Raw genomic sequence first — 24,109 nt, 5'->3', positions numbered from 1 at the left:
GCGCCGACCGCGAGCCCCTCCCCCACCGCACCGGCCGCCGCGACCGAGGACGCGAAGCCGCGCACCTCACCGTCCCCGGGTCCGTCGGCGTCCACCGTCGCCCCGGCCCCGACGACCGCCCGGCCGGCTCCCGAGCCGAGCACCGCACCGCCGCCGCGCGTCCTGATGCGGACCGGGTCCGAGGGCCGCCAGGTGCGGGAACTCCAGGCCCGGCTCCGCCAGATCGGCCACTTCGGGCGCAACCCCACCGGCTACTACGGCTCGATCACCGCCGAAGCCGTACGGTCCTTCCAGGCCAAGCGCGGGCTGACGGTCACCGGAAGCGCCGACACGGTCACCTGGCAGCGGCTGCTGGCCATGACCCGGGTGCCGACGGCCGCCGAGCTGGACCCGCCGACCGAGCGGCCGGTGGCCGCGCCGGACGAACGGTGTCTGAAGGGCCGGGTCCTGTGCATCAGCAAGAAGAGCCGGACCCTGGCATGGATGATCGACGGCCGGGTCGTCTCCGCGATGGACGTGCGCTTCGGCTCGGAGTACACGCCCACCCGCGAGGGCGTGTTCCCGGTGTTCTGGAAGTCCCGGGACCATGTGTCGACGCTCTACGACACCCCGATGCCGTACGCCCTGTTCTTCAGCGGCGGCCAGGCGGTGCACTACTCCGCCGACTTCGCGGCCAACGGCTACGGCGGCGCCTCGCACGGCTGCGTCAACGTGCGGGACAAGAAGAAGGTCGCGGCGCTGTTCGACCAGGTGAAGAACGGCGACAAGGTCGTCGTCTACTGGTGAGGAGAGAGGGCGCGGGCGGGACCGGGGGAACGTGTCCCGCCCGCGCCGATGCGCTGAGCCGAAGGTACGGGGGGAACCCCGGCTCGATGCGCGGCCGATGACCAGTCGGCTCACTCTGTACTGCGCCCGGCGTCCGAAAAACGTCACACCTGGCCGCCCGGGCCGCATTCCGGGCCTGAAACCGCAGGTCAGCGCATGGGTACGGAGGCCGCGCCGGTACTCTTCGGAAGCGACTGAATCCCGGCGTCCGTCCCGTCGGCGTCCGCCCGGGTCTCCGGGGCCACACCGGAACGCGGTACGGGGCGGAAGGAGACGGGCGGCAGTGAGCCGCCATCACCCGGCCCGTCCTGACCGCCTTCGCCGTCACCGTCGCCGCCCCCGCCACCGGAACCGCCGGAACCTCCGGGCTCACCGCTTCCGCCGTTCCCGCCGTTCCCGCCCTTCCCGTCGAGAAGGCGGTCGCAGAAGCGCTCCAGGTTCCTCCCGCCCTTCGCGAGCTGGATCAGCTGGCGCCGGCTCCGGTCATCCAGGGTGCCGCCGCGGAAGGCCTTGCACGCCTTGACGGACTTCGCGTACCACTTCTCGTTGTCCCTGCCGTCGCCGGAGCCGCCGGGCCGGTCATCCCGGCCGTCGCCGCCCCCGGCCGGCACCTCCCGGCCGTCGCCGCCCGGCCGGTCCGCAGTGCCCGGACGGTCCTCGCCGACCTCCCGGCCGGTGTCACCGGATCGCGCCGCGTCGGGCTCATCGGGCCCGGCGGACTCCCGGTCCGTGAGCGGGGCGGACACCTCCGGTTCGTCGGGAGGGGACGGATCGACCGGGGACGACGGAGTGTCGACGGGCCCGCTGGACGTCAGCGGCCCGGGGGTCACGGCAGCCGATACGGAGGTGGCGGGTGCGGGCGAGCCCTGTCCGCCGAAGGTTCCACCGAGCACGCCGGTACCGGCGGCGACCGCCACCCCGCCGAGCGCACAGCCCGCGAGCGAGGCGACCAGACCGAAGCGGACCGGCCGGTTCCAGCGCGGGCGGCGGGCCGGAGTGCCGGGGGCGGAGCCGATGTGGACGGCGTGCAGCATGCCGGGCCGGCCCGGGACGGCGGCGCCGGCGTCCCGGCCGGCGAGCCGGTCCACGCCGTTGCCGTGGCCGGCCTGCCGGAACGCGGCGAGGACCGCGTCCTCGCCGGGGAATCCACCCGCCGAGGAGCTCAGGCCCCCACGGGCCGTGCCGAGCGCTTCGGCGAGCCGGGAGGCATCGGTGCGGGCCTGGTCGCCGACGGGAACGACCGGTTCGCCGCGGAGCAGTTTCTCCGCCGCGTCCTCGTCAAGCCACTCGTAGTGCTCGTCGGCCATCACATGTCCCTCTGCGTCCACGGTCGCGAATGCGTCACACCGGGAGTGACCACGGCGGGCCCGGCCGGGACGCCCCGGCCGGGACGCTGGGAAGGCACGGCGCCGAGCCCGGCGTCACCACCCGCCTCCGGGCCCGCACCCTCGTCGGCGCCCCGCGGCGGAGCAGCGGCCTGCGTCGGGTCAGCGGCCGGAGTGCCGCCCGGGGCGAACGCGCCACCGGCCCGGGGTGCCGGGAGCTGCTCGCCGGCGGCGAGGAGTTCGGCCAGCCGCTTGAGACCGCGGTGGGCCGCGGTGCGTACGGCGCCGGGCCGCTTGCCCAGGGTCTGCGCCGCGCTCTTCGCGTCGAGCCCGACGACCACCCGGAGCACGACGGCCTCGGCCTGGTCCTGCGGCAGCTGGGCGATGAGGGACATGGTGCGGTCGGTGTCGAGCGCCTCGATGGCGTCGCCCGCGGTGTCGGACTCGGCGGCGCGCGCGGTCAGCTCGGTCTCGTCGCCGCCGATCGCGGGGCGGCGGCTGCGCATCCGCAGATGGTCCAGCGAACGGTTGCGCGCGATCCGCGCGGCCCAGCCCCGGAACCGGTCGGCGTCCCCGCTGAAGCGGTCGAGGTCCCGCGCTATCTGCAGCCACGCCTCGGACGCCACGTCCTCGGCGTCCGGCTCCCCGACCAGCGTCCGTATGTAGCCCAGCAACCGTGGCTGCACCGCGCGGTACACAGCACGGAAGGCGTCCTCGTCCCCGTCCTGCGCCGCGAGCACCGCGGCGGTCAGCTCCGCGTCGTCCCCCAGCACTCCCTCAACCCGCCCTGCCGTCCTCAATCGCAGCTGGTCAACCGCTGCGCAACCCTGCGCGAACCAGCACGCTACGTGCTCAGCGGGGGCCACGTCCACGACTTGTACAACCCGCAACAATTCGGCGGCGGCCTTCCGGTGTGACAGAAAACGCAGTCGTGGCGCTGAGATGAGTACGGGGTCGTGCTGCGGCCCCGTGGAAGACGGCCGGGGCCTCTCCTGTGGGGGGTGGCGGCCCCGGTCGTCGCTCCAGCATGTGGCCCTCTGACCTGCGGTTTTGTGGGCCATCTACCCCTCCGTGACCAACGGCGTGACCAACCGTCGGACCGTCAGCCGATGCGCCCCAGGCCGATGCGCTGCGCGGTCCCCGACGCGAGCTTCCGGGCCCCCTCCACCCGGCGCTTGCCGAAGGCCGACGAGGCTCGCGAGATCCTCGAAAGGGGGCCGAGGCTTCTGTACAGGTGGCTGTGTCAGCAGCTCCGGAACCGCTGGCTGACCGAGCTGCGACCCAGTCGCGGCACGAGAACGGCCGCGCAACGTTTCTGATACCCCATCGTTGCTATCAGTAGGGGTTGCTTGAAGCCCCAAACGCCCAGACTTGCCATGCCCTTTGACGGTCCATCACGACCCGGTCGCACGATCGTTCGCAGGTCCAGCCCGCCCCGGCTCGTTCCGTACCTGCTGCACATGACGCACAGGAGGACGAAATGACGCACCCCCCCGCCCACTCCGCCGCGAGAAGCGGCGTTCGCCGGTAACGCCACACACCCCCTCGACGTCGAGGAAGCCGATCGCTCGGCGGACGAGGCTCTCAGCCTTAAGCTCGGGACGACCACGCGCCCGGAAATCGACGATTACACTCTCCAGCTCAAGGGGCAGATCGCTGTCTTCGCCGAGGCTGTGCGGGACGGCGGAGGCGTCGAGGCACGAGGTTCGTGGCTGGAGGCAGACCAGCTTCTCGCTGGCGGCCCTGCCGACGGCGTCCTTGTCTTCAGCGCATGGAACTACGTCCGTGACCTGGCCCGCTTGCTGCGGAAGCTCGTCGCTGAGTACCGCAAGCAACTGGAGCACAAGAACCCGACGCTTCCGCCCCGTACTCCCCTGGCCGACCTCGGCGCGCTCACCGCGAGTCGGCAGACGTACTTGGTGCCGAGCGGCCTCGCTCCCAAGCGAAAGCCAATGCCGGCGGACTCGGAACACGGCCGTCCGTGAGCGAGAAGTCGAAGCAGATCGTCTACATGGTCTGCGTCGCCGTGCTCGCCTGCACGCTGACCTTGGCGGTGCTGAACGAATGGTGAATCCGACTCGCCGCCGCCTGACCGACTGGCGTGAGTGGGCGGAGACCCTGCTCCCTCTCCTAAATGCACCGTCGTAACTCGCTTACCGGTGGCCGAGGCGATAGTTGCCCTCCTCGACATGAGCGGTGGGACCGACGACGTGGATGGCCTCCTCTCAGACATGGGCTTCGCGCTCTGTGAACTGGGAGTCCACGACAAGGACACCGACCACGCCGCACGCCTGTGGACCGCCGAGAAGCAGCATCCCAAGGGGCTGTGGTTCATGTGGACCGAGATCAGCGACCTCTGCTCCACGAGCAAAAGCGGCTCGAAGCGCAGCGGCGCTTCTCCGAGGAAGACCCCGACGACGGCGACGCGAGTCCTGGCTCCCCGCCCCCGACAAGCAGAGAGAACCACGTGCTTCACGACCCTGAAGCCCACGACCTGGTTGGGGCCTTGATCACCGCTCCCCCGAACCATCCCGTACGCCGCAGAACCTCACCCTTTCGGGAGGAGCCTTGCCCACCCATCGCTTATCGGTCCGGAACTACCTTGGCGGACCGGGGCTCACCCCCGAAGACCTCACGATGGTCTTCCTGATGCGCGAGGACGACGACAAGTCGCCCACGTCCATGCCGACGCGCACGGTCGGGGAAGCGGCGGAGGCCGCACGGGCGATAGAGGCCCTGGGGATGCGGTCCGTCAAGGTGTTCGCGGGCTCACGCATCCGGGACGGCCACGCCTCGCAGGCTGCCGCCCCGACGGGGCTCATGGCCCGCACCATCAAGGCCGTGAAGAAGGCCACGCCCGGCCTCGCGGTCATGACCGAGACGTGCGTGTGCTCCCACACCGACTCGGGCGAGTGCTGGCTCGCCAACGAGCGGGACAACAACATGGACCTGGAGAAGACCACCACCGTCCTGGCGGCCCAGGCGGTCATGCAGGCCGAGGCCGGCGCCGACATCGTGGGACCGGCCGCGATGATCCCGGGATCGGTTCGGGCGGTACGTGAAGCTCTGGACGGAGCCGACCACCGGGACGTGGCGATCATGCCGCACCTCATCTTCGAGTCGGTTCTCTACCAGGGATACCGGGTCACGATGGGGGCGGCCCCCCGGTCCGGAGCGCGAGCCTTCCAGATCAACCCGAGGCGGCCCGAGATGGCCGTTCACATCGCTCTGGAGATGGTCCGGGAAGGTGCGGACATGGTCCTCACCGAACCCGCGCTTCACACGGTCGACACCCTCGTACACCTGAAGGACAAGCTGCCCGTCCCCGTGGTGCCTTTCTCCGTGTCCGGCGAGTACCTGCGTCTCACGGACCTCCAGGAGGGTGGAGAGCGGGACGTGAGCGGCCTGATGGAGGCGTACACCGTCCTCAAGCGGGCTGGGGCCGATCGGATCATCACCTACGGCGCGGTGGACATCGCCCGCAGGCTCAGGGCTTCCTGATCACCGCCAGAATCTCGGCGGCCCCCTGATTCAGCAGGTCGGCCGCTACGCAGAAGCCAAGCTTCTCCGGTTCGTCTGCCGGACCCGTTGCGTCTGCGGTTACCTGTTGGGCCCCGTCTGTGGATGTGACGGCGACCGAGAGGTGCAGCAGCCCGTCTTGCCCTACCCGGCCCCATGCGCCGACCGGCACCGAACAGCCGCCGTGCAATTCAGCCAGCAGGGCGCGCTCTGCCCGTACACATGCGTCGACCTCACCGTTGCCGGTTCCGACAAGGAGCTGGGCGGCCGTCGAGCCATTACGGACCTGGATACCGAGCGCGCCTTGCCCCGGCGACGGAGGAAAGACATACGGATCAAGCACCTCGTGCACCTCGGGCATCAGCCCGAGCCTGTTCAATCCGGCGGCAGCCAGCACCACCGCGTCCAGCGCGCCCTTGGTGGTCCGGGCGAGTCGGCCCGGAACGTTTCCGCGGATCGGCACCACCTTGAGATCAGGGCGGAGGGCAAGGAGCTGGGCCACCCGCCGGGGTGCCCCCGTGCCCACGGTCGCCCCTTCGGGCAGCTCGGCCAGGGTCGCCCCACACAGCACGTCCCGTACGTCTTCGCGGGGGCCAGGCGTGGTGAGCAACGTCGTGCCCTCCGTGACGGTCGTGGGGAGGTCTTTCAGCGAGTGCACGATCACATCCACCCGGCCTGTGACCAGGGCGGCTTCCTGGTTGGTGGAGAAGGCGGAACCGCCGGCCGTTTTGGCGACCTCGGCGAGAGTCGGCGTGACGCGGTCCTGATCGCCGCCTTCGAGGATGGCCTCACGTTTGAAGGTGACCCCGGGAAACTGCCCGATCAGCGGTGCAAGCCACTCGCTGACCTGAGCCCTTGCCAGCTTGCTGGCCCTGGAGCCGATGCGCACCACGTCGCCCATTCGGGTCAACTCCTCGCAATAGCAGGTCCGTTGACTCGACATCACACTTGCGCCAGAACGATACATATTTCGACAGATTGTCACTAAAGGAGAAGTTCGTGAACCCTCTCCGCGTGGGCGGCCGCGCCTCGAAGATGTCCCTCATGCAGACCGCGCCGATCTTGGCCTCCCTCTCCCCTGCCGTCCCGACCATCCTGCGCCCCTTCACCGAGGCCGAAGGCGACAGGACGAAGAACCGCGCCCCGCTGGAGTCGGACGGCGTCTTCTCCGACGAGATCGAGACCGCGCTCCTGGCTGGTGAGATCGACGTAGCCGTGCACTGCCTCAAGGACGCACCGACCCTCGACACCCCTGGCCTGACCATGTCCGCATACCTGCGGCGCGACGAAATCCGCGATTGCCTTGTCACCCGCGAGCCTGGTGTCACCCTCGACTCCCTTCCGGCTGGTGCCACCATCGCCACCGCCTCGGTGCGCCGTACCGCTGCCTTGCGCATCCACCGCCCGGACATCACAGTCGTTCCGCTGCGCGGCCCGGTCGACACGCGCCTCCGAGCCCTGGATGACCCCGCGAGCAGGATTGATGCTGTGGTCGTGGCCACTTGCTCCATGGAACGCCTGGGTATGGCCCACGCAGTCGCTGACCGCATCAGCCCCGAAGTCATCTGCCCGCCGCTCGGCGCCGCGATCATCGCGTTCCAGACCCGCGAGGACGACACGGTCACCCGCGAAGCGATCAGCGCACTACACGACCCGACGACCGCAGTCGAAGCCGAGGCCGAGCGCCTGGTCCTCCGACAGCTGGGGGGTTTCTGCAATGCCCCGCTGGCCGGGTATTGCAGCACGGTCCGTGACGCGGAGGGAACGATCTCGTACATGGTTCGGGCCCGATCCTTCACGCCAGACGGCACGACCTCGATCGATGTCCGCCGCAGCGGAAGCGATGCCTCGGAAGCGGCCTTGGCCGCCTCTCACGAACTGATTCGCTTCGGCGCCAATGAGCTGGCAGCCGTGCACTGACGAACCACTCAGTCAGGCGGGGGTCACTACGGTGCCGTACAGACACCACAGTTGAGGGGTGAGCATGACCACAGCAGCGGTACGGCATCCCTTGACCTACGTGCGCCAACAGCGCGGGTGGAGCATGGAACAGCTCGCCCATCACCTGAACCTGGCCGCCCAACGCCGCGGTCTTCGCATCGCTGCCGACCGCAGTCGTATCTACCGGTGGGAGCACAGGCGGGTAGGCGCCCCCAGCGACCTCTATCAAGAGCTGCTGGCCGACGTCCTGGGCATCGATTCCGCACGATGCGGACCATGACATGGCCGTGGTGGCTCCCCGCCTACGATCGCCCATTCCCCTTCAGCCCAGCCGGCGCCCGCGCCGCCCACACGGAGTTATTGGTGGATCTCGACCAGCCTGACCGCCGCACCTTCCTCGTTCTCGCTGCCGGATCCTTAGTCGGTATGGCAACCGAATGGGCTCGCGTCGAACCCGAACGCCTGGCCGGGGCTCTGGCCGGGCGCCGCGTCGACGAAAGCCTGCTCGCCTGGCTGGAGAGCAGCGTCGAACGTCTCCCCGGCCTGGCGAACACATCCCCTCAGGAGTGTGCCGACCTTCTCGGCGCGGCCATGCGTGTCACCATCAACCTGCTCGACTCGGCCCGCTACGGCGAACCCACCGGCCGCCGCCTGCGTACCGTCCTGGCTCAGGCAGCCCAGAGTGCCGCCTGGCTCCACTTCGACCAAGGCCGCCATGCCTCGGCGCAGCGCCACTGGCGCACCGCCCTGCACTCAGCCCACAGCGCCGACGACCGCGACCTCGGAGCCGGAGTCCTCTCCGACCTCGCCTACTCCGCCACCTGGCTCGGCCATCCCAGTGAGGCGGTCAAGATCCTCTCCCTTGCCCGTACCCGAACCCGCCACGCGACAGCCCGCTCCCTGCTGGATGTACGCCGGGCTCGCGCCCTCGCGGTCCTCCAGGACGGTGTCGGCACCGCCCGCGCACTCAACGACGCCGAACACCAACTGGAGCGTGGTAGAGCACAATCCGCACCCGCGTGGGTGTCCTGGATGTCATCCGCCGACCTCGCCGTCGACGCCGGGCGCTGCTGGCTGGATCTGGAAGATCCACGGCGAGCCACAGCCGCGTTGGAGGAGGGCCTGAGCCTGCTGGTTCCCGAACGGGAGAGAACCCGCGCCATCATGCTCACCTATCGTGCCCACGCTGCGCTCGCTGGCCATGACGTCGACGCCGCCGTGTCGGATACCCGAACAGCACTGGACACCGCCCTGGGGACAGGTGCTTCACGGTGCCTCGACCTGGTGCGCAGCACCCTGCGGGAGTCACTCGAACCCCACAAGGGCGAAACTGCCGTTCGCGACCTGCGCTCGTACGCACACCAGCGACTGACGTCGGTGCGTGCGTGAAGGGCCTGCCCGGACACCGGACGAGCTGGGCGCATCGCATGACCAACAGCGCCCGGGAACAGCCAGAAACACCTGGCAGCAGGCCGAGGCAGTCGGAAGTCGCGAACCCGCGCCTAGACAGCAAACTAGCAGGTCAGAGGGATGCCTCGACTGGGTTCGGCCAGGGGTGGCGGCCCCGGTCGTCGCTCCAGCGTGTGGCCCTCTGGCCAGGTACTTTCCCTACCGCCCAAAGCCCTCGCGCCCAAACACTTTCTCGTGCTCACCCGGCCTGCCCGGGCTCACACGCCGCGTCAGCTCAGGACAGGCTCCCGGCACCTTCCACTCGGCGCTCGGAGGCCACCGGCGCGAAGAACGCGTCCAGAAGCTCAGCCCAGCCGCCGGGCGGCATTGATCATCGTGGAATCGTCGTACTGCACCCCACGGCAGAAGCGCCGGTCACCGGGCCGCCCGCGTCTCCCACCGCTCCGGCCACCTCGCTGGCGCCGCAGGAGCCGACGGCCGCGTGCCAGGCAGGCCGTCGTCGATGTCGCCGCCTGGAAGCTCGGCCTGCGCGATGTCGCCCCGAGGCGAAGGTGCCGCTCACAGCCGGGGTGACACCGGTGTCCACCGGACCGGTGAGAAGCCCACGCTCAACACCATTTCCGGCCACCGTGACGGCTTCGGCCCCGATGGCCCGGCCGGAGCGGGCGGCGCACGGACCCGCTAACCCGGGACCCACTCGGCCAGGGCGACCACGGCGCTGATGTAGCCGCACAGGCCGAGGACGGTGGCGAGCCAACTGAGCGCGGTGTGCGGGCCGAGCCCGTCGGCGCCCATACCGAGATGGGCCCGGGCGGCGCGGCTCACGCGAGGCTGCGGACCGTGCGTCGAGCACCTCTCCAGGGCCCGGCACAGCCTGCGCCGGTCGGCGGCCTCCCGCAGGCCCAGGCACACTCCGTCCCGGTCGCGTACCAGCAGCACCCGGTCCGACACCCCGCCACGGGAGAAACTCGTCAGCAACCGCACCCGCTCGACGGCGGACAGGTCGACGGTTCGCACACCGGTCAGCGTCCGCGCGGTCAGCCGGCTCCCGGAGACACGGACCGGTGACCGGCCCACGTGCACCTCGCTGATCAGGACGAAGCCCACGAACGCGGCGAGCGAACCGGGAACCAGCGGGACGCCCGGATGCGTACCCGCGGCCACCGCCACCCCCAACGCGACGAACGGGCACGCGAGAAGCGCGGCGACCAGGGCCGCCCCGTTCCCCGTACGACGTCGTCCGGTGCCCGGCGACACGGGACTCTCCTTCTTCCGCTCCACCACCGGCCCCGTTTCAGCCGTTGCCGTCAGCCCCGCCCGCGGGCCCGGCGTGACATGACCGCGCGCAGGACCCGGCGGCCCTCCGTGGACAGGTCCAGCGCCTTGCGGAGTCCGGCGCCGCTGCCCGCCGTGCCGGCGGTCTCCGCGAGGATCTCCAGGATGCGGACCTGCCGTTCCAGCTCCCCCGCGACCAGGGGCCCCACGGCCGCCGGTTCGCCGCAGCGGGCCGCCTTGAGCAAGTGGTCCTCGTCCGGGGACGCGTCGTCCGGGGCGTCGAGCCGGCCGTGGAGCCGCAGCGCGACCAGCGAGCAGGCGTCGGCCCACTCCCGCAGCGGTACGGGGGCGAAGTCGGAGGGGGCGGCGCCGAGCATGGCCCGCACGCGTGCGGCCGGCCCGTCGGTCACGGACTCGTGGTCCATCGCCGTACGGACGGCCGCGAGGCGCATGGCCCATTCCCGCCCGTCCTCGCAGCTCGCCCAGAGCGGGCGCAGCGGCTCGGTCCCCGCCGGCCCCGCCAGCAGCGGCAGGCAGCGGTCCAGGCAGGCCACGGCACTTGCTGCGAGCGTGCGCTCGTCGGCTCGTGCGATCAGTTCCAGCAGACTCATCGGCGTCTCCCTCGGTCTATCGGATACTGCGCCGAATGGCTGAGAATCGTCACTTCGGAGCTACCGTCACTTTGGATTGATCGCCGCATCGGAGTACCGGAGCAGCCGTCGCTTCGGGGCGACCGTCACCGGCGAGCGCCCGGGGCCGCCGGCGCGGGAGCCACACCGTGCGCGGCCCGTTCGACCTGCATCCGGGTCACCACGCGGACGAAGAGGATCGCGAGCACCGCGGCGACGATGTCCAGCGTGTCGGAGGCCGCCACCAGGCTCGCGGCCCGCGCGATCTCCTCCGGGCTCCCGGCCCGCTCCCACAGGCTCCCGGTTGCGCGGGAGAAGAGGAGGGTCGCGACCCAGGCGCTCCACCAGAGGTTGAGCGGGGTCCGGGGGACCGTGCGCCAGCCGTCCGACCGGGTCTGCGCGCTGGCCTCCCAGACGCCGCTCGCGACGCGGTAGGGGAACCAGAAGTTGGCGACCGGGACGAACCAGCCTCCCACCGCCCAGCCGGGTCCCATCCGCTGCACGCCCGCGTCGAAGACCTCGGCGTTCCGGCGGGTCCGGTGGAACCAGATGACGAAGACGACGGCGGCGATGACCACGCCGAGCAGCGCCGTCACCGCCCGGGACAGGCCGACGGGCGAGCGCGGCCAGGTGCCGACGCCCCAGCCACCGGGTCCGGGGACCGGGGGCAGCAGGCCGTCGGGCAGCGGGGGCCTGGTGCCCGAGCAGAAGGTGCACAGGCCGTCGTCGGTCACGGCCGTTCTGATACGGCAACGGGTACAGAGCACGGAGAAGTCCCCCCCCAGGACGTGAAATCGGTGGGTGACCTCACGTCCCTCCCCAGGAGCGCGCGGTCGGCGGACCGTAGCCCGTGGACAGCGGTGCTGTCCACGGGCTGGTGGCGCCGCCGGGCAACGCCCCCGGGGTCACCCCGCGCTGCCGGTCCGCTTCGCCAGTTCCTGGAACTGTGCCCAGCTCAGCGGGGGCTTCCGCGGATCCCACAGCTTCTGCGAGGTCGCCACCAACGGCATCCTGATGCCGTTCGCCACCTGCTGGGTGGTCTGCGCGTTCGGCAGGTCGCCCCAGACGGCGAACCGGCCGCCGAGGATCTGCGGCGAGTAGCGCTCGGCCACGGGTTCGGTGCCGCGCAGGACCAGCGGGGTCCACTGCTCGTAGATCCGCTCGCCGGTCGGGTAGACGAATTCGTTGGGCTCGCCGAGGACGTAGTAGAGGAACTCGTCGTTGAGGTTCAGCACCTTGTAGCCCGCGGCGAGGTACTCCTGCGGCGGGCGGGCGCCGATCTCCTTGCCGGTCCAGTACTCGATCTCGATGTTCTCGTCGGCCTTGACCTTCGTGTCCCGGAAGAGCCCGTCGTTCCAGGCCTTGGCGGTCCGGCCCTTCGGGACGACGACGGCCGCGCGGTCGTTCAGCCAGCCGGTCGCCAGGTCCTCGATGGTGGCGCCGGAGCCGTGCTTCTCCTCCGCCGCGCGCTGGAGCTGCGGGTAGGAGGCGGCCGGGTTCCGGACCGTCAGCGCCTGGTACTCGTCCGCGCCGAGGTGCCAGTACCTCCCCGGGAACAGCTCGGTGTACTCGTCGAGGAGTTCGTCGATGAGTTCGGCCGCGCCGGGCTCGGAGATGTCGATGGACCCCTTCGACTCGGCACCCGTGGTGTTGCGCAGCTGGAGGTCGGGGTGGGCGGCCAGCACCGCGCCGAGGTGTCCGGGCGAGTCGATCTCGGGGACGACCTCGATGTGCCGGCTGTTGGCGAGGCCGACGATGCGGCGGACCTCGTCCTGGGTGAGTGCCTGGTCGGAGACCACCTCGGGGTGGGACTTCGACTCGATCCGGAAGGCCTGGTCGTCGGAGAAGTGCAGGCCGAGCTGGTTGAGCTTGAGGTCGCCCATCTCGCGTATGCGGTCCTCTATCCACTCCGCGCTGTAGTGCTTGCGCGCGATGTCGAGGTTGAGCCCGCGCTGCGGCCGGTCCGGCCGGTCGTTGACGACGCCCTCGGGCACGGTCCCGTCCGCCTTGAGCGACTGCTTCAGGGTGCGGGTGCCGTAGAAGACGCCCGATTCGTCGGGTCCGGTGATCTTCACCTGCCGGTCGCGCACGGTGAGCGTGTACGACTCGGTGGGGCCCGCGTCCTTGGCGCCGAGCGCCAGCTCGACGTCTCCGGTCCGCGCCGGCTCGGCGCCCCGGTAGCGGATCTTCAGCTCCTTGGCGAGCAGCTCCGCCTCGTCGGCGAGCACCTGGCTGCCCTTGGCGATGACGACCGTGCTGTCCTTGCCCGGCTGCCAGCCGGGCCCGCGCGCCGCGGTGTGCTCGCGGACCGCCGGGATCACGCTCGGCGTGCTGGACATCGGGTAGCTGCGGGACGGTGACGGGGCGGCGGCCTCGGCGGAGGTGCCGGAGGGCGACGCCGTGTCGCCGGACGGTCCGCTGCCGGATCCCTCCGGCCAGACGACGACGGTGAGGGCGACGGCGGCTGCGGCCGTGACAGCCGCGCCGGTGACTAGGGCACCACGCGTGGGCGACATCGGGCGGATTCCTCCGTTGAGGGGGCAGGAACGGGTGAAACGAGTGAAGAGCGGGTGAAACGAGTGAATAGGGTGCAAGGTTGGCATTTTTGCCGTGGCCTCGCCCATCGGGAGTCTCGGGGGAACGAACGGAACCCCCGCCGACGCAGGTCAGACGTCCATCACACGTTCCGAAACTCTCCCGTTCGGGTGATTCTTCTTCGGTCCGCCGGACGGCCGCCGACCGATATCGCTAGCGTTGCGGCACATTTGTCTCTCCCTTCACCCCCACCCCACGCAACCTCATTGCGCTCCGGCCTGTCTTTCAGGAACGGAGGCCTCGTTCCGGGGCCGCAGGGTCACAGATGTCGTTGACCTCAAAGATGTCGTTGATTGCGAGGAGTCCACGCTGTCCAGGTCCAGCGAGTCCCCCGCCGGCCTGCCGAAGCGATCCGCGCCCCCGGCCGGCCGGTCGGCCGTGCCCGTGCAGCCGCGCCACCCGGTTCCGGCCGACGGACCGGGGGTGCCGCCCGCCGGCGGGCCGCCGGTCGATCATGGCGTCGGCCTGGCCCATTTCAACAGCCTCCCCTTCGCCGCCGCCGAGGCGGCCTTCCTGGAGTGCTGCGGCAGTCTCCGCTGGGCCCACCGGATGGCCGCCCACCGCCCCTACCCGGATCTCGGCTCCCTACTGGCCGCCTCCGACGAGGCGGGCTACGACCTCGCGCCGCGTGACATCGCGGAGGCCCTGGCCTCGGAGCCGGCCCCCTGCCTGCACCACGACGCCCCCCGCGCCGCCCATCTGGCGCTGCGGGCCGCGCACGCGGCGTACGAGAGCAGGTTCGGCCACGCCTTCGTGATCTGCCTGGACGCCTATCAGCCCTCCCAGCACGTGGACCAGGTACTGGCCGGGATCCGGGGCCGGCTGGCGCACGACCCGGACGAGGAGCGGGCGGTAACCGCCGAGGAGCTGCGCCGACTCGCCCGGAGCCGGATCGTCGAGCTGGTCGCCGCGGACCCGGCGCGGTAGTGGCCCGCGGACCCCGCGCGGCAGTGTTCCGCGGGCCCCGCGGAACCGGGACGCTCTAGCCCGTACGTGCCTGTTTGATTGCCACTTTGATCACACCAGAGGCCCCGGCGCGAACGAACCGACAATGCGTCGCTACGATGGCCGGGGCCGGTGGACCGTACCCGGCCGGGTCAGACCGACAGTCAAGCCGGCCGACCCCAATCCCCGCTCCCGGAGGGTTCTTCCGTGCCGGCTGGAACGCTGTACCGCGGCCGGGAAGGCATGTGGTCCTGGGTGGCTCATCGAGTCACCGGTGTCCTCATTTTCTTCTTCCTGTTCGTACATGTCCTGGACACCGCTCTCGTCCGCGTCTCCCCCGAGGCCTACGACGATGTCGTGGCCACGTACAAGACGCCGATCGTCGCGCTCCTCGAATACGGCCTCGTGGCCGCGATTCTCTTCCACGCGCTGAACGGTCTGCGGATCATCGCCGTGGACTTCTGGGCCAAGGGCCCGCGACTCCAGAAGCAGATGCTCTGGACCGTTGTGGGCATCTGGATCGTGCTGATGGTCGGGGCCCTGTACCCCGTCCTCGGTCACGCCGTACGCGACGTCTTCGGGAGCTGAGGCCCATGTCCAGCGAAACTTCTTCCGCAGCCGCGATCGGCGACGTCGAGGGCGTGAGCCTCTACGACGTCGACCACCCGGCCCCGGTGATCGAGCCCCCGCGCAAGCGCACGGGCAAGACGCCCAAGGGTTCGCGCACCAACTTCGAGATGTACGCCTGGCTCTTCATGCGCCTGTCGGGCATCCTCCTGACCGTCCTCGTCATCGGCCACCTGTTGATCCAGCTGGTGCTCGACGGCGGCGTCTCCAAGATCGGCTTCGCCTTCGTGGCGGGCCGCTGGGCCTCGCCGTTCTGGCAGGCCTGGGACCTGACGATGCTGTGGCTCGCCATGCTCCACGGCGCCAACGGCCTCCGTACGGTCATCAACGACTACGCCGAACGGGACAACACCCGCTTCTGGCTGAAGATGCTCCTGTACACCGCCACGGTGTTCACCGTCCTGCTGGGCACGCTGGTGATCTTCACCTTCGACCCGAACATCCGCTAGGCGCCGGGACAGAGGGACCAGAGGAAAACCATGCAGATCCACAAGTACGACACCGTCATCGTCGGCGCCGGCGGCGCCGGCATGCGCGCGGCCATCGAGTCGACCAAGCGCAGCCGCACCGCCGTGCTGACGAAGCTCTACCCCACCCGCTCCCACACGGGCGCGGCGCAGGGCGGCATGGCCGCCGCGCTCGCCAACGTGGAGGAGGACAACTGGGAGTGGCACACCTTCGACACGGTCAAGGGCGGCGACTACCTGGTCGACCAGGACGCGGCCGAGATCCTGGCGAAGGAGGCCATCGACGCCGTCCTCGACCTGGAGAAGATGGGCCTGCCGTTCAACCGGACGCCCGAGGGCCGCATCGACCAGCGCCGCTTCGGCGGTCACACCCGCGGCCACGGTGAGGCCCCGGTCCGCCGGTCCTGCTACGCCGCGGACCGGACGGGTCACATGATCCTCCAGACGCTGTACCAGAACTGCGTCAAGGAGGGCGTGGAGTTCTTCAACGAGTTCTACGTCCTGGACCAGCTGATCACCGAGGTCGACGGGGTCAAGAAGTCCTCCGGCGTCGTCGCGTACGAGCTGGCGACCGGCGAGATCCACGTCTTCCAGGCGAAGTCGGTCATCTACGCCTCCGGCGGCACCGGCAAGTTCTTCAAAGTGACGTCGAACGCCCACACCCTGACCGGTGACGGCCAGGCCGCCTGCTACCGGCGCGGCCTGCCGCTGGAGGACATGGAGTTCTTCCAGTTCCACCCGACGGGCATCTGGCGCATGGGCATCCTGCTGACGGAGGGCGCCCGCGGTGAGGGCGGCATCCTCCGCAACAAGGACGGCGAGCGCTTCATGGAGAAGTACGCGCCGGTCATGAAGGACCTCGCGTCCCGCGACGTCGTCTCCCGGTCCATCTACACGGAGATCCGTGAGGGCCGCGGCTGCGGTCCCGCCGGTGACCACGTGTACCTGGACCTCACCCACCTGCCGCCGGAGCAGCTGGACGCCAAGCTCCCGGACATCACCGAGTTCGCGCGGACGTACCTCGGGATCGAGCCCTACACGGACCCGATCCCGATCCAGCCGACCGCGCACTACGCCATGGGCGGCATCCCGACCAACGTCGAGGGCGAGGTGCTGGCCGACAACACCACCGTCGTCCCGGGCCTGTACGCCGCCGGCGAGGTCGCCTGTGTCTCGGTGCACGGCGCCAACCGCCTGGGCACCAACTCGCTGCTCGACATCAACGTCTTCGGCAAGCGCTCGGGCATCGCCGCCGCCGAGTACGCGACGAAGACCGACTTCGTCGAGCTGCCCGAGAACCCGGCCCAGCTCGTCGCCGACCAGGTCGAGCGGCTGCGGAGCTCCACCGGCACCGAGCGCGTCGCGACCCTGCGCCTGGAGCTCCAGGAGTGCATGGACTCCAACGTGATGGTGTTCCGCACCGAGCAGACGATCAAGACTGCGGTCGACAAGATCGCCGAGCTGCGCGAGCGGTACCTCAACGTGTCCATCCAGGACAAGGGCAAGCGGTTCAACACCGACCTGCTGGAGGCCATCGAGCTGGGCAACCTGCTCGACCTCGCCGAGGTCATGGCGGTCTCCGCGCTCGCCCGCAAGGAGTCCCGCGGCGGTCACTACCGCGAGGACTTCCCGAACCGCGACGACGTCAACTTCATGCGCCACACCATGGCGTACCGCGAGGTGGCCGCCGACGGCGCCGAGTCGATCCGCCTCGACTACAAGCCGGTCGTGACGACCCGCTACCAGCCGATGGAGCGTAAGTACTGATGGCTACCCCGACCCTGGACAAGACCGACGGGACCGCGAAGCCCGAAGCCGGCTTCGCCGACTCCCCGTTCATCACCGCCACGTTCCGGATCCGCCGCTTCAACCCCGAGGTCTCCGACGAGGTCCAGTGGCAGGACTTCCAGATCGAGATCGACCCGAAGGAGCGTGTCCTCGACGCCCTTCACAAGATCAAGTGGGAGCTCGACGGAACCCTGACGTTCCGCCGTTCCTGCGCGCACGGCATCTGCGGCTCCGACGCGATGCGGATCAACGGCAAGAACAGGCTCGCCTGCAAGACGCTGATCAAGGACATCAACCCGGACAAGCCGATCATGGTGGAGGCCATCAAGGGCCTCACGGTCCTCAAGGACCTCGTGGTCGACATGGACCCGTTCTTCCAGGCGTTCCGCGACGTCATGCCCTTCCTCGTCACCAAGGGGAACGAGCCGACCCGCGAGCGTCTGCAGTCCGCCGAGGACCGCGAGCGGTTCGACGACACCACCAAGTGCATCCTGTGCGCCGCGTGCACGTCCTCGTGCCCGGTGTTCTGGAACGACGGCCAGTACTTCGGCCCGGCGGCGATCGTCAACGCGCACCGCTTCATCTTCGACTCGCGCGACGAGGCCGGCGAGCAGCGGCTGGAGATCCTCAACGACCGTGACGGCGTGTGGCGTTGCCGCACCACGTTCAACTGCACGGACGCCTGCCCGCGTGGCATCGAGGTCACCAAGGCGATCCAGGAGGTGAAGCGCGCGCTCATCACGCGTCGCTTCTGACCCGCTCGTAGCACCTGTTACGTCGACAGGCCCCGCCCCCGCAGCGCGACCGCTGCCGGGGGCGGGGCCTGTTGCTGCGCCGGGGCCGCACGGGCGGTACGGTTCAGCGGAGCTGAAGACCGAAAGAGAACGGGGATCGTCGTGAGCGAGCCGAATCCGTACGCGGACGACGCGTACAAGTGGGGCCCGCCCCAGCAGCCCGGCCACCAGCCGACCGTGGCCGACGGCCAGGGGTACGGCTACCCGGCGCCGGGCGCCCCGCCGGCCTACGGCTACCCGCAGCCGCTGCCGGAGACCGCGGCCCAGCCCGGCCCCGGCTACGGCTACCCCGACGCGGCGCAGCCGACGATGCCCGGCCAGTACCTTCCGGTGCCGCAGGGCGCACCGGGGCAGGGCGGTGTCCCGGTGCTGTCGATCGGCGACATCACCGTGATGAGCGACGCGATCGTCACCCCGTCCGGGTCGATGCCGCTCAAGGGCGCGGTCTGGACGGCCACGGACATGTCGCGCACGGAGGAGAAGATCCCGACGCACGCGGTCGTGCTGGCGATCGTCTTCGCCCTGTTCTGCCTGATCGGTCTGCTGTTCCTGCTGATGAAGGAGAAGCAGACCACCGGCTTCATCCAGGTAACGGTGTCCAGCGGCGGCCGGTACCACTCCACGATGATCCCGGCCATGGGCCCGTACACCTTCCCCGCGGTGATGGGCCAGCTCAACCAGGCCCGCTCCATGAGCGCCTGAGTCACGGGGTCCGCCCATGGCGCGTTTCGAGCACACGGTCTCCGTCGCCGCCCTGGACCGCGGCTGGTTCGAGGAGGCCGCCGGCGCCGTGGTGGACCTTCTCGACGCCTCCCGGGAGCAGGACGGGGCGATCCTGCTGGCCGACGGGCGGGCCGTGGACGGCGTCCGGCTGCTGAAGGGACGTCACCTGCGGCCGGGGGCGCGGTACGGGAGCACCCCGGATCCGGCCGACGCTGAAAGCACGGACGGCACGGACAGCGCGGACGGCACGGACGGCACGACGGGGACTCCCCCGGTGTCGGGGGCGGCCGTCCTGCGCGAGTGGCGGCCCTCACGCTCCATAGAGGTGGAGAGCCTCATGGAGGAGGACTCCTTCTCCGTCCGGGCGAAGATGCGGCTGCGCGATCCGCTGACGCCGAGGGCCCTGGAGCTCTCCCTGTCCGGGCACAACCCGAAGGGCGGTTCGCTGTACCGCTTCTCGGGGCGCGGCAAGGCCGATCTCGCCGCCTGGTGGGCGGCGGTGGACCGGCCGCACGCGGCACCTCCGGCCGCCCGGCCCCCGGTGTCCGGAAAGGCGGTGCACCGGCTGGGCAGGGCCCGTCTGACCATCACCCCCCGCCCGGCCGAGGACGGTTCCTGGCAGGTCTCCGTGGTGCTGGGAGTACGCGGGCGGTGGCTGCTGCGGCCGGTGGGCGCGGTGGCGCTGTTCTTCGCCCGGGGCCCGATGACGCGGGGCTTCCGGGAGGCGGTGGAGAGTGCGGCCGAGGAGTGGAACGCGGCGCTCTCGGAGCTGACGCCGCTGCACGGCGAGGCGTTGCGCACGGAGATCGCCGACGCGCTGACGGAGCCGACCGGACTGCCCGAGCCGACCGGGCCCGCTGATCCGAACGAGTCCAAAGCTCTTTGACTCTCCCCGTAGACCCCTTCTTGAACATGTTCAAGAAGGGGTCTACGGTCATGCTCACGAGCATTTTTGAACGCGTCCAAAGAAGGGTGGGGCATGGACCTCACTGTTGTCGCGTACGTCATCTACCTGCTGATCAGCGTGGCGCTCACCGTCTGGGTCGCCCGCACGCTCAGCCGCAACGGGCGAATCTTCCTCGCCGATGTGCTGCGCGGGAACGAGAAGCTCGCCGAAGCCGTCAACCACCTGCTGGTGGTGGGCTTCTACCTGGTCAACCTCGGGTTCGTCACGCTCTACCTCAAGAACGCAGACGGGGTCGCCAACGCCCGCGAGCTGTTCGAGGCCCTCTCGGTGAAGGTCGGCGTGGTCCTGCTGGTGCTCGGCGTCATGCACCTGGGCAATGTGTGGCTGCTCAGCCGGATCCGCCGCCGCAGCGCCCTGGAGCGCGAACAGACCCCGCCCGTGCCGCCGCAGGGCTGGACGCCTCCGGGACCCCACGGCCCGTGGGCCGCACCCGCGCCCGCACCCGCACCCGCACCCGGGCAGTGCGTCCGGTGACCGGGCCCGCCCCCGTACGCCAGCTCACCGTGCTCTACGACGCGCGGTGCCCGCTCTGCGTCCACCTGCGGCACTGGCTCCAGCGGCAGCGGCAGCTCGTACCGCTGGACCTCGTACCGGCCGGATCGGCCGAGGCGCGGCGGCGGTTCCCGGAGCTGGACCATGCGGCGACGCTCCAGGAGATCACCGTGGTCGGCGATCTGGGACAGGTCTACCGGGAGACCTCCGCCTGGATCGTCTGCCTGTGGGCGCTCGCCAGGTACCGCTCCAGGGCTCACTGGCTGACCACCCCCGCGGGCCGGCCCTTCGCCCGGGGCACCGTGCTGGCCGCCGCCCGCTACCGCTCGATGGCCGTGCCGCCCTGCGCCCCCGGGGCCCGGAAGTGCGGCGCCCCGCCCGGAGGACCGTGGGGTCCCCGTTAACCTTGGGCTCGTGGTGAAGGAAGAGAAGAACGTGCAGGAGAACAAGCCGGCCAAGGCCGCGAAGAGCGAGCAGACCCGCACGCTGATCCTCGAAACGGCGCTCCGGCTCTTCGCGGAGCGCGGCTACGACCGGACGACGATGCGGGCCATCGCCCAGGAGGCGGGCGTCTCGGTCGGGAACGCCTACTACTACTTCTCCTCCAAGGAGCACCTGGTCCAGGGCTTCTACGACCGGATCGCCGGCGAACACGCGGCGGCGGTCCGGCCCGTGCTGGAGGGCGACGGCGATCTGACCGTACGCGTCCGGGGGGTGCTGCTCGGCTGGCTGGACGTGGCGGAGCCGTACCACCGCTTCGCCGCGCAGTTCTTCAAGAACGCGGCCGACCCCGACAGTCCGCTCTCCCCGTTCTCCGAGGACTCGGGGGCCGCCCGCGACGCGGCGATCTCCATCCACGAGCGCTGCATCGCCGGGGCGGACGTCAAGAGCGATCCGGAACTGGCTCCGCTGCTGCCGCAGTTGATGTGGCTGATGCAGATGGGCCTGGTGCTGTTCTGGGTGTACGACCGGACCGAGGGCGCCGAGCGAAGCCGACGGCTGGTCGAGCGCACCGCGCCGATCGCCGCACGGGCCATCGCGCTCTCCCGGTTCCGGGTGCTGCGACCGCTGGTGCGGCAGATCCACGCGCTGCTGGTGGAGTTCCTGCCGGGTACGGCGACGGCCGGGGCGGAGCCCGGCCGTCCGGCCGGCCCGGTCAGATCCAGCTGAGTTCCCACAGACGCCAGGTGCCGGTGCCGTCGGAGAGGTACTGGGAGCCGGCGACGTCGGACTTGGCGACGACGTAGTCCTTCTTCTGCCACAGCGGCAGCAGGGGGACGTCCTCGCCGACCAGGGACTGCATCTCCTTGAATTCGTTCGAGGTCCGGCTGCGGTCGCTGAACTGCTGCGTGGCGGTGATCAGCTGATCCATCTTCTTGCTGGAGTAGCCACTGTGCAGGACGTTCTCGCTGCCGACGAGCGGCTGGCTGAAGGTGTCGGGGTCCGGGAAGTCCGGGAACCAACCGACGGTGTACATGTCGTACTCACCGGCCGCGTACCCCTTCTGGTACTTCGTCCACTCCACGGCCTCGACCGAGACCTCGAACAGCCCGTCCTTCTCCATCTGACGCCGCAGCTCGGCGGTCTCCTTGGTGTACATGTCGCCCTCGCGGTACGCGAAGTCGACCGCGACCGGCGTCTCCACCCCGGCCTGCTCCAGCAGTTTCGCGGCGCGCTCGGGATCGGAGGAGGGGTAGGCGTCGAAGAACGGGGTGCTGTGCCCGATGTAACCGGTGGGGATCAGCGAGTACAGCGGGTCGACCGTGCCCTGGTAGACCTTCCGGACCAGCGGCCCCCGGTCGAGGAGCGCGGCGACCGCCTGGCGGACCGCCTTCTTCCCGAACGGCGAGTCGTCACGGGAGTTGAAGATGACGTTGCGGATCTCGGCGCTGGCCGCCTCGGTCACCCGCACGTCCGGGTCGTTCACGTTCAGTTCGGCGAGGGTCTCGGCCGGCAGCTGGCGGTGGGCGATGTCCACGTCACCGGCGTCCCAGGACGTCTGCAGGTCCTCGGAGGTCTTGAAGTAGCGGATGGTGACCGCCTCGCCGGTCTTCTTGAGCGCACCCCGGTACTTCAGGTTCGGCACCAGTTCGGCGCGGTTCCCGGACTCGTACGACTTGAGGACGTACGGGCCGGAGCCGTCGACCTGGCCGCCCGCACGGAGCTTGTCCCCGGGGTACTTGGTCGGGTCGACGATCGCCGCGGCGCCGGTGGCGATCTTCTGCGGGAAGGTCGCGTCCTTGCCGGACAGGTTGAACGTGATCGTGCGGCCCTCGGTCGTCACCGTGTCGAGCGTGGTGAAGAGCCCCGAGGGGCCGACGTCCGACTTGATCGTGAAGATCCGGTCGAAGGAGTGCTTGACGTCCTCGGCGGTGATCTTGCGGCCGTTGGAGAAGGTCAGGTCGTCACGGAGCTTGCACTGGTACGTCTGGAGCTTCTGCCCGACGAATCCGCAGCTCTCGGCGGCGTCGGGTTCCGGCGTGACAGCACCGGGCTTGAAGGTCATCAGCGACTGGTAGATGTTGCTGTAGATCGCCCAGGAACCCGCGTCGTACGCACCCGCCGGGTCGAGGGATGTGACGACATCCGATGTCCCGACGGTGATCGCGTCGGCCTTCGCCTCCCCCGACGGGAGCAGTTGCCAGGCGCCGACGCCTGCGATGACCAATACCGCGAAAATCGCGAGAATCCGTACCCGGACCGACCGCATTGCCGTGCTCTCCCTTACCAGCCCCACCTCGGCAGTTGCGCTCAGACGCGCACATCGCCGCATGTTCGCGCTTACCCAATCACACGATTTTCACATCTGGAAGAGTAAATGGTGCACTCACAGCCTTTTATTGGACACGCTCGGGAACCCCTGTCCGAAAAGGCTGTTTCCTGCCTCCCACCTGCAGATTTCCGTAGCTGAGGGTGACCCTCCGGTGTGGATTCCATGATGATGGATCCGGGACCCGGGACCGTCGCAGCCGCAACGGAACCAGGCGCTGGTCCGCCTGGCGCGCCCTACGTCTGCCGGGCACGCCCTACGTCTGCCGGGAGGCGAGCTCCACGACGGTGATGTCGGACGGGGCGCCCACCCGGACGGGCGGCCCCCAGGCGCCCGCGCCGCGCGAGACGAAGAGCTGGGTGTCGCCGTAGCGTTCGAGCCCGGCGAGGGTGGGGTTGGCCAGCTCGGCGAGGAGGTTGCCGGGCCAGAGCTGTCCGCCGTGGGTGTGGCCGGAGAGCTGGAGGTCGACACCGTGCTCGACGGCGTCGTGGATGACGACGGGCTGGTGCGCGAGGAGGACGGCGGCGCGGCCCCGGTCCCGGTCGCCCAGCGCCTTGCCGAAGTCGGGCCCCTGGCCCTCGGTCTCGCCCGCGATGTCGTTGACGCCCGCGAGATCGAAGCCCTCGACCTCCACCCGGGCGTTCTCCAGCGGGATCAGGCCCAGTTCGCGGACGTGATCGACCCACTGCTCGGCGCCGGAGAAGTACTCGTGGTTGCCGGTGACGAAGTAGCTGCCGTGCCGGGCGCGCAGGGCGGCCAGCGGTTCGGCGGCGGAGCCCAGGTCCGCGACGGACCCGTCGACGAGGTCGCCGACGACGGCGACCAGGTCGGGTGAGGTCGCGTTGATCGTGTCGACGATCCGGCGGGTGTGGGCGCGGCCGAGGATCGGGCCGATGTGGATGTCGCTGACCACGGCGATCCGGAAGCCGTGGGCGGCGCGGGGCAGTCTGGCCAGCGGGACGGTGATCCGCTTGACGCTCGGCCCGCGCAGCACCCCGTACGTGCCGTACCCGACGG

At 70.1% G+C, this 24,109-nt stretch carries 25 protein-coding genes; 16 read left to right on the top strand and 9 right to left on the bottom strand.

Features of this window, described 5'->3' with window-relative positions; genetic code table 11:
- The coding region (locus tag B9S58_RS01385) for a peptidoglycan-binding protein (RefSeq protein ID WP_258044136.1) at nucleotides 1-786 on the top strand (786 nt) is incomplete at its 5' end.
- Between the two features lie 188 nt (nucleotides 787-974).
- Here the strand turns inward: B9S58_RS01385 and B9S58_RS01380 are convergent.
- Both B9S58_RS01380 and B9S58_RS01375 read right to left on the bottom strand, forming a co-directional pair.
- A complete protein-coding gene (locus B9S58_RS01380) occupies nucleotides 975-2,132 on the bottom strand; it encodes a hypothetical protein (protein WP_103530325.1) in 1,158 nt (385 codons plus the stop codon).
- Entirely contained in the window at nucleotides 2,132-2,923 is a 792-nt protein-coding gene (locus B9S58_RS01375; protein WP_103530324.1) for an RNA polymerase sigma factor, read from the bottom strand. Before B9S58_RS01375 ends, B9S58_RS01380 begins: the two co-directional genes overlap by 1 nt.
- Nucleotides 2,924-4,309: 1,386 nt before the next feature.
- Between B9S58_RS01375 and B9S58_RS01360 the strand changes: the two genes are divergently transcribed.
- Both B9S58_RS01360 and B9S58_RS01355 read left to right on the top strand, forming a co-directional pair.
- Nucleotides 4,310-4,660, top strand: a complete 351-nt coding sequence (locus tag B9S58_RS01360) for a hypothetical protein (protein WP_103530321.1) — start codon at nucleotides 4,310-4,312, stop codon at nucleotides 4,658-4,660.
- Nucleotides 4,661-4,718: 58 nt separating this feature from the next.
- The gene (locus B9S58_RS01355) at nucleotides 4,719-5,651 is read left to right on the top strand and encodes a hypothetical protein (RefSeq protein WP_146063438.1); all 933 of its coding nucleotides are present in this window, start codon (nucleotides 4,719-4,721) and stop codon (nucleotides 5,649-5,651) included.
- On the opposite strand, the gene hemC (B9S58_RS01350) is transcribed toward B9S58_RS01355, so the two are convergent.
- Nucleotides 5,638-6,570, bottom strand: coding sequence for a hydroxymethylbilane synthase (hemC, locus tag B9S58_RS01350; protein WP_103530319.1), 933 nt, complete (start codon nucleotides 6,568-6,570; stop codon nucleotides 5,638-5,640). The genes B9S58_RS01355 and hemC (B9S58_RS01350) overlap by 14 nt on opposite strands.
- A 98-nt stretch (nucleotides 6,571-6,668) precedes the next feature.
- Between hemC (B9S58_RS01350) and hemC (B9S58_RS01345) the strand changes: the two genes are divergently transcribed.
- From hemC (B9S58_RS01345) to B9S58_RS01340, 3 genes are all read left to right on the top strand, one after another.
- Nucleotides 6,669-7,589, top strand: coding sequence for a hydroxymethylbilane synthase (gene hemC / locus B9S58_RS01345; RefSeq protein ID WP_103530318.1), 921 nt, complete (start codon nucleotides 6,669-6,671; stop codon nucleotides 7,587-7,589).
- A gap of 58 nt (nucleotides 7,590-7,647) precedes the next feature.
- Entirely contained in the window at nucleotides 7,648-7,890 is a 243-nt protein-coding gene (locus B9S58_RS37400; RefSeq protein WP_146063437.1) for a helix-turn-helix transcriptional regulator, read from the top strand.
- A gap of 146 nt (nucleotides 7,891-8,036) precedes the next feature.
- The gene (locus B9S58_RS01340) at nucleotides 8,037-8,999 is read left to right on the top strand and encodes a hypothetical protein (RefSeq protein ID WP_103530317.1); all 963 of its coding nucleotides are present in this window, start codon (nucleotides 8,037-8,039) and stop codon (nucleotides 8,997-8,999) included.
- 702 nt (nucleotides 9,000-9,701) lie between these two features.
- Here the strand turns inward: B9S58_RS01340 and B9S58_RS01335 are convergent.
- From B9S58_RS01335 to B9S58_RS01320, 4 genes are all read right to left on the bottom strand, one after another.
- Nucleotides 9,702-10,277: a hypothetical protein gene (locus tag B9S58_RS01335; RefSeq protein ID WP_103530316.1), complete on the bottom strand. Its 576-nt coding sequence runs from the start codon at nucleotides 10,275-10,277 to the stop codon at nucleotides 9,702-9,704.
- 50 nt (nucleotides 10,278-10,327) lie between these two features.
- Nucleotides 10,328-10,906, bottom strand: a complete 579-nt coding sequence (locus B9S58_RS01330) for a hypothetical protein (protein WP_103530315.1) — start codon at nucleotides 10,904-10,906, stop codon at nucleotides 10,328-10,330.
- Nucleotides 10,907-11,031: 125 nt separating this feature from the next.
- The gene (locus tag B9S58_RS01325) at nucleotides 11,032-11,691 is read right to left on the bottom strand and encodes a DUF4328 domain-containing protein (RefSeq protein ID WP_103530314.1); all 660 of its coding nucleotides are present in this window, start codon (nucleotides 11,689-11,691) and stop codon (nucleotides 11,032-11,034) included.
- A 138-nt stretch (nucleotides 11,692-11,829) separates the two neighbouring features.
- Nucleotides 11,830-13,440 (bottom strand): family 20 glycosylhydrolase, encoded by a 1,611-nt coding sequence (locus B9S58_RS01320; RefSeq protein ID WP_103530313.1) that lies wholly within the window; start codon nucleotides 13,438-13,440, stop codon nucleotides 11,830-11,832.
- A 457-nt stretch (nucleotides 13,441-13,897) separates the two neighbouring features.
- Here B9S58_RS01320 and B9S58_RS01315 point away from each other — a divergent pair, with 457 nt between their 5' ends.
- From B9S58_RS01315 to B9S58_RS01270, 10 genes are all read left to right on the top strand, one after another.
- Nucleotides 13,898-14,446 (top strand): 2-oxo-4-hydroxy-4-carboxy-5-ureidoimidazoline decarboxylase, encoded by a 549-nt coding sequence (locus B9S58_RS01315; protein ID WP_374935645.1) that lies wholly within the window; start codon nucleotides 13,898-13,900, stop codon nucleotides 14,444-14,446.
- A gap of 225 nt (nucleotides 14,447-14,671) precedes the next feature.
- On the top strand, nucleotides 14,672-15,052 hold the full coding sequence (sdhC, locus tag B9S58_RS01310; RefSeq protein WP_073740310.1) for a succinate dehydrogenase, cytochrome b556 subunit: 381 nt from the start codon (nucleotides 14,672-14,674) through the stop codon (nucleotides 15,050-15,052).
- A 5-nt stretch (nucleotides 15,053-15,057) separates the two neighbouring features.
- The gene (locus B9S58_RS01305) at nucleotides 15,058-15,540 is read left to right on the top strand and encodes a succinate dehydrogenase hydrophobic membrane anchor subunit (protein ID WP_103530311.1); all 483 of its coding nucleotides are present in this window, start codon (nucleotides 15,058-15,060) and stop codon (nucleotides 15,538-15,540) included.
- Nucleotides 15,541-15,570: 30 nt separating this feature from the next.
- Complete coding sequence (gene sdhA, locus B9S58_RS01300; protein ID WP_103530310.1) at nucleotides 15,571-17,325, top strand: succinate dehydrogenase flavoprotein subunit; 1,755 nt, start codon at nucleotides 15,571-15,573, stop codon at nucleotides 17,323-17,325.
- Nucleotides 17,325-18,101 (top strand): succinate dehydrogenase iron-sulfur subunit, encoded by a 777-nt coding sequence (locus B9S58_RS01295; protein ID WP_103530309.1) that lies wholly within the window; start codon nucleotides 17,325-17,327, stop codon nucleotides 18,099-18,101. The genes sdhA and B9S58_RS01295 overlap by 1 nt, the downstream gene beginning before the upstream one ends.
- Nucleotides 18,102-18,242: 141 nt before the next feature.
- Nucleotides 18,243-18,842, top strand: coding sequence for a hypothetical protein (locus tag B9S58_RS01290; protein WP_103530308.1), 600 nt, complete (start codon nucleotides 18,243-18,245; stop codon nucleotides 18,840-18,842).
- Nucleotides 18,843-18,858: 16 nt separating this feature from the next.
- The gene (locus B9S58_RS01285) at nucleotides 18,859-19,749 is read left to right on the top strand and encodes a hypothetical protein (protein WP_103530307.1); all 891 of its coding nucleotides are present in this window, start codon (nucleotides 18,859-18,861) and stop codon (nucleotides 19,747-19,749) included.
- Nucleotides 19,750-19,842: 93 nt separating this feature from the next.
- On the top strand, nucleotides 19,843-20,304 hold the full coding sequence (locus tag B9S58_RS01280; RefSeq protein WP_103530306.1) for a hypothetical protein: 462 nt from the start codon (nucleotides 19,843-19,845) through the stop codon (nucleotides 20,302-20,304).
- Nucleotides 20,292-20,726: a thiol-disulfide oxidoreductase DCC family protein gene (locus B9S58_RS01275; RefSeq protein WP_103530327.1), complete on the top strand. Its 435-nt coding sequence runs from the start codon at nucleotides 20,292-20,294 to the stop codon at nucleotides 20,724-20,726. Before B9S58_RS01280 ends, B9S58_RS01275 begins: the two co-directional genes overlap by 13 nt.
- A 10-nt stretch (nucleotides 20,727-20,736) precedes the next feature.
- Entirely contained in the window at nucleotides 20,737-21,492 is a 756-nt protein-coding gene (locus B9S58_RS01270; RefSeq protein WP_103530305.1) for a TetR/AcrR family transcriptional regulator, read from the top strand.
- Here B9S58_RS01270 and B9S58_RS01265 read toward each other — a convergent pair.
- Nucleotides 21,479-23,032, bottom strand: a complete 1,554-nt coding sequence (locus B9S58_RS01265) for an ABC transporter substrate-binding protein (protein WP_103530304.1) — start codon at nucleotides 23,030-23,032, stop codon at nucleotides 21,479-21,481. The genes B9S58_RS01270 and B9S58_RS01265 overlap by 14 nt on opposite strands.
- Before the next feature lie 316 nt (nucleotides 23,033-23,348).
- On the bottom strand, nucleotides 23,349-24,109 hold a 761-nt coding region (locus B9S58_RS01260; RefSeq protein ID WP_146063436.1), incomplete at its 5' end, for a metallophosphoesterase.

Origin of the sequence: Streptomyces sp. SM11 (assembly GCF_002910905.1) — a bacterium.
GTDB lineage: Bacteria > Actinomycetota > Actinomycetes > Streptomycetales > Streptomycetaceae > Streptomyces.
This window is presented reverse-complemented; position numbering and strand designations above follow the sequence as displayed.

Bases quoted from the DNA above. Each gene is read 5' to 3' on its own strand.
- B9S58_RS01265 (WP_103530304.1), bottom strand. From the start codon at position 23,032: ATGCGGTCGGTCCGGGTACGGATTCTCGCGATTTTCGCGGTATTGGTC.
- hemC (WP_103530319.1), bottom strand. From the start codon at position 6,570: ATGGGCGACGTGGTGCGCATCGGCTCCAGGGCCAGCAAGCTGGCAAGG.
- sdhA (WP_103530310.1), top strand. From the start codon at position 15,571: ATGCAGATCCACAAGTACGACACCGTCATCGTCGGCGCCGGCGGCGCC.
- B9S58_RS01285 (WP_103530307.1), top strand. From the start codon at position 18,859: ATGGCGCGTTTCGAGCACACGGTCTCCGTCGCCGCCCTGGACCGCGGC.
- B9S58_RS01280 (WP_103530306.1), top strand. From the start codon at position 19,843: ATGGACCTCACTGTTGTCGCGTACGTCATCTACCTGCTGATCAGCGTG.
- B9S58_RS01330 (WP_103530315.1), bottom strand. From the start codon at position 10,906: ATGAGTCTGCTGGAACTGATCGCACGAGCCGACGAGCGCACGCTCGCA.
- B9S58_RS01295 (WP_103530309.1), top strand. From the start codon at position 17,325: ATGGCTACCCCGACCCTGGACAAGACCGACGGGACCGCGAAGCCCGAA.
- B9S58_RS01340 (WP_103530317.1), top strand. From the start codon at position 8,037: ATGGCAACCGAATGGGCTCGCGTCGAACCCGAACGCCTGGCCGGGGCT.
- B9S58_RS01380 (WP_103530325.1), bottom strand. From the start codon at position 2,132: ATGGCCGACGAGCACTACGAGTGGCTTGACGAGGACGCGGCGGAGAAA.
- B9S58_RS01305 (WP_103530311.1), top strand. From the start codon at position 15,058: ATGTCCAGCGAAACTTCTTCCGCAGCCGCGATCGGCGACGTCGAGGGC.
- B9S58_RS01320 (WP_103530313.1), bottom strand. From the start codon at position 13,440: ATGTCGCCCACGCGTGGTGCCCTAGTCACCGGCGCGGCTGTCACGGCC.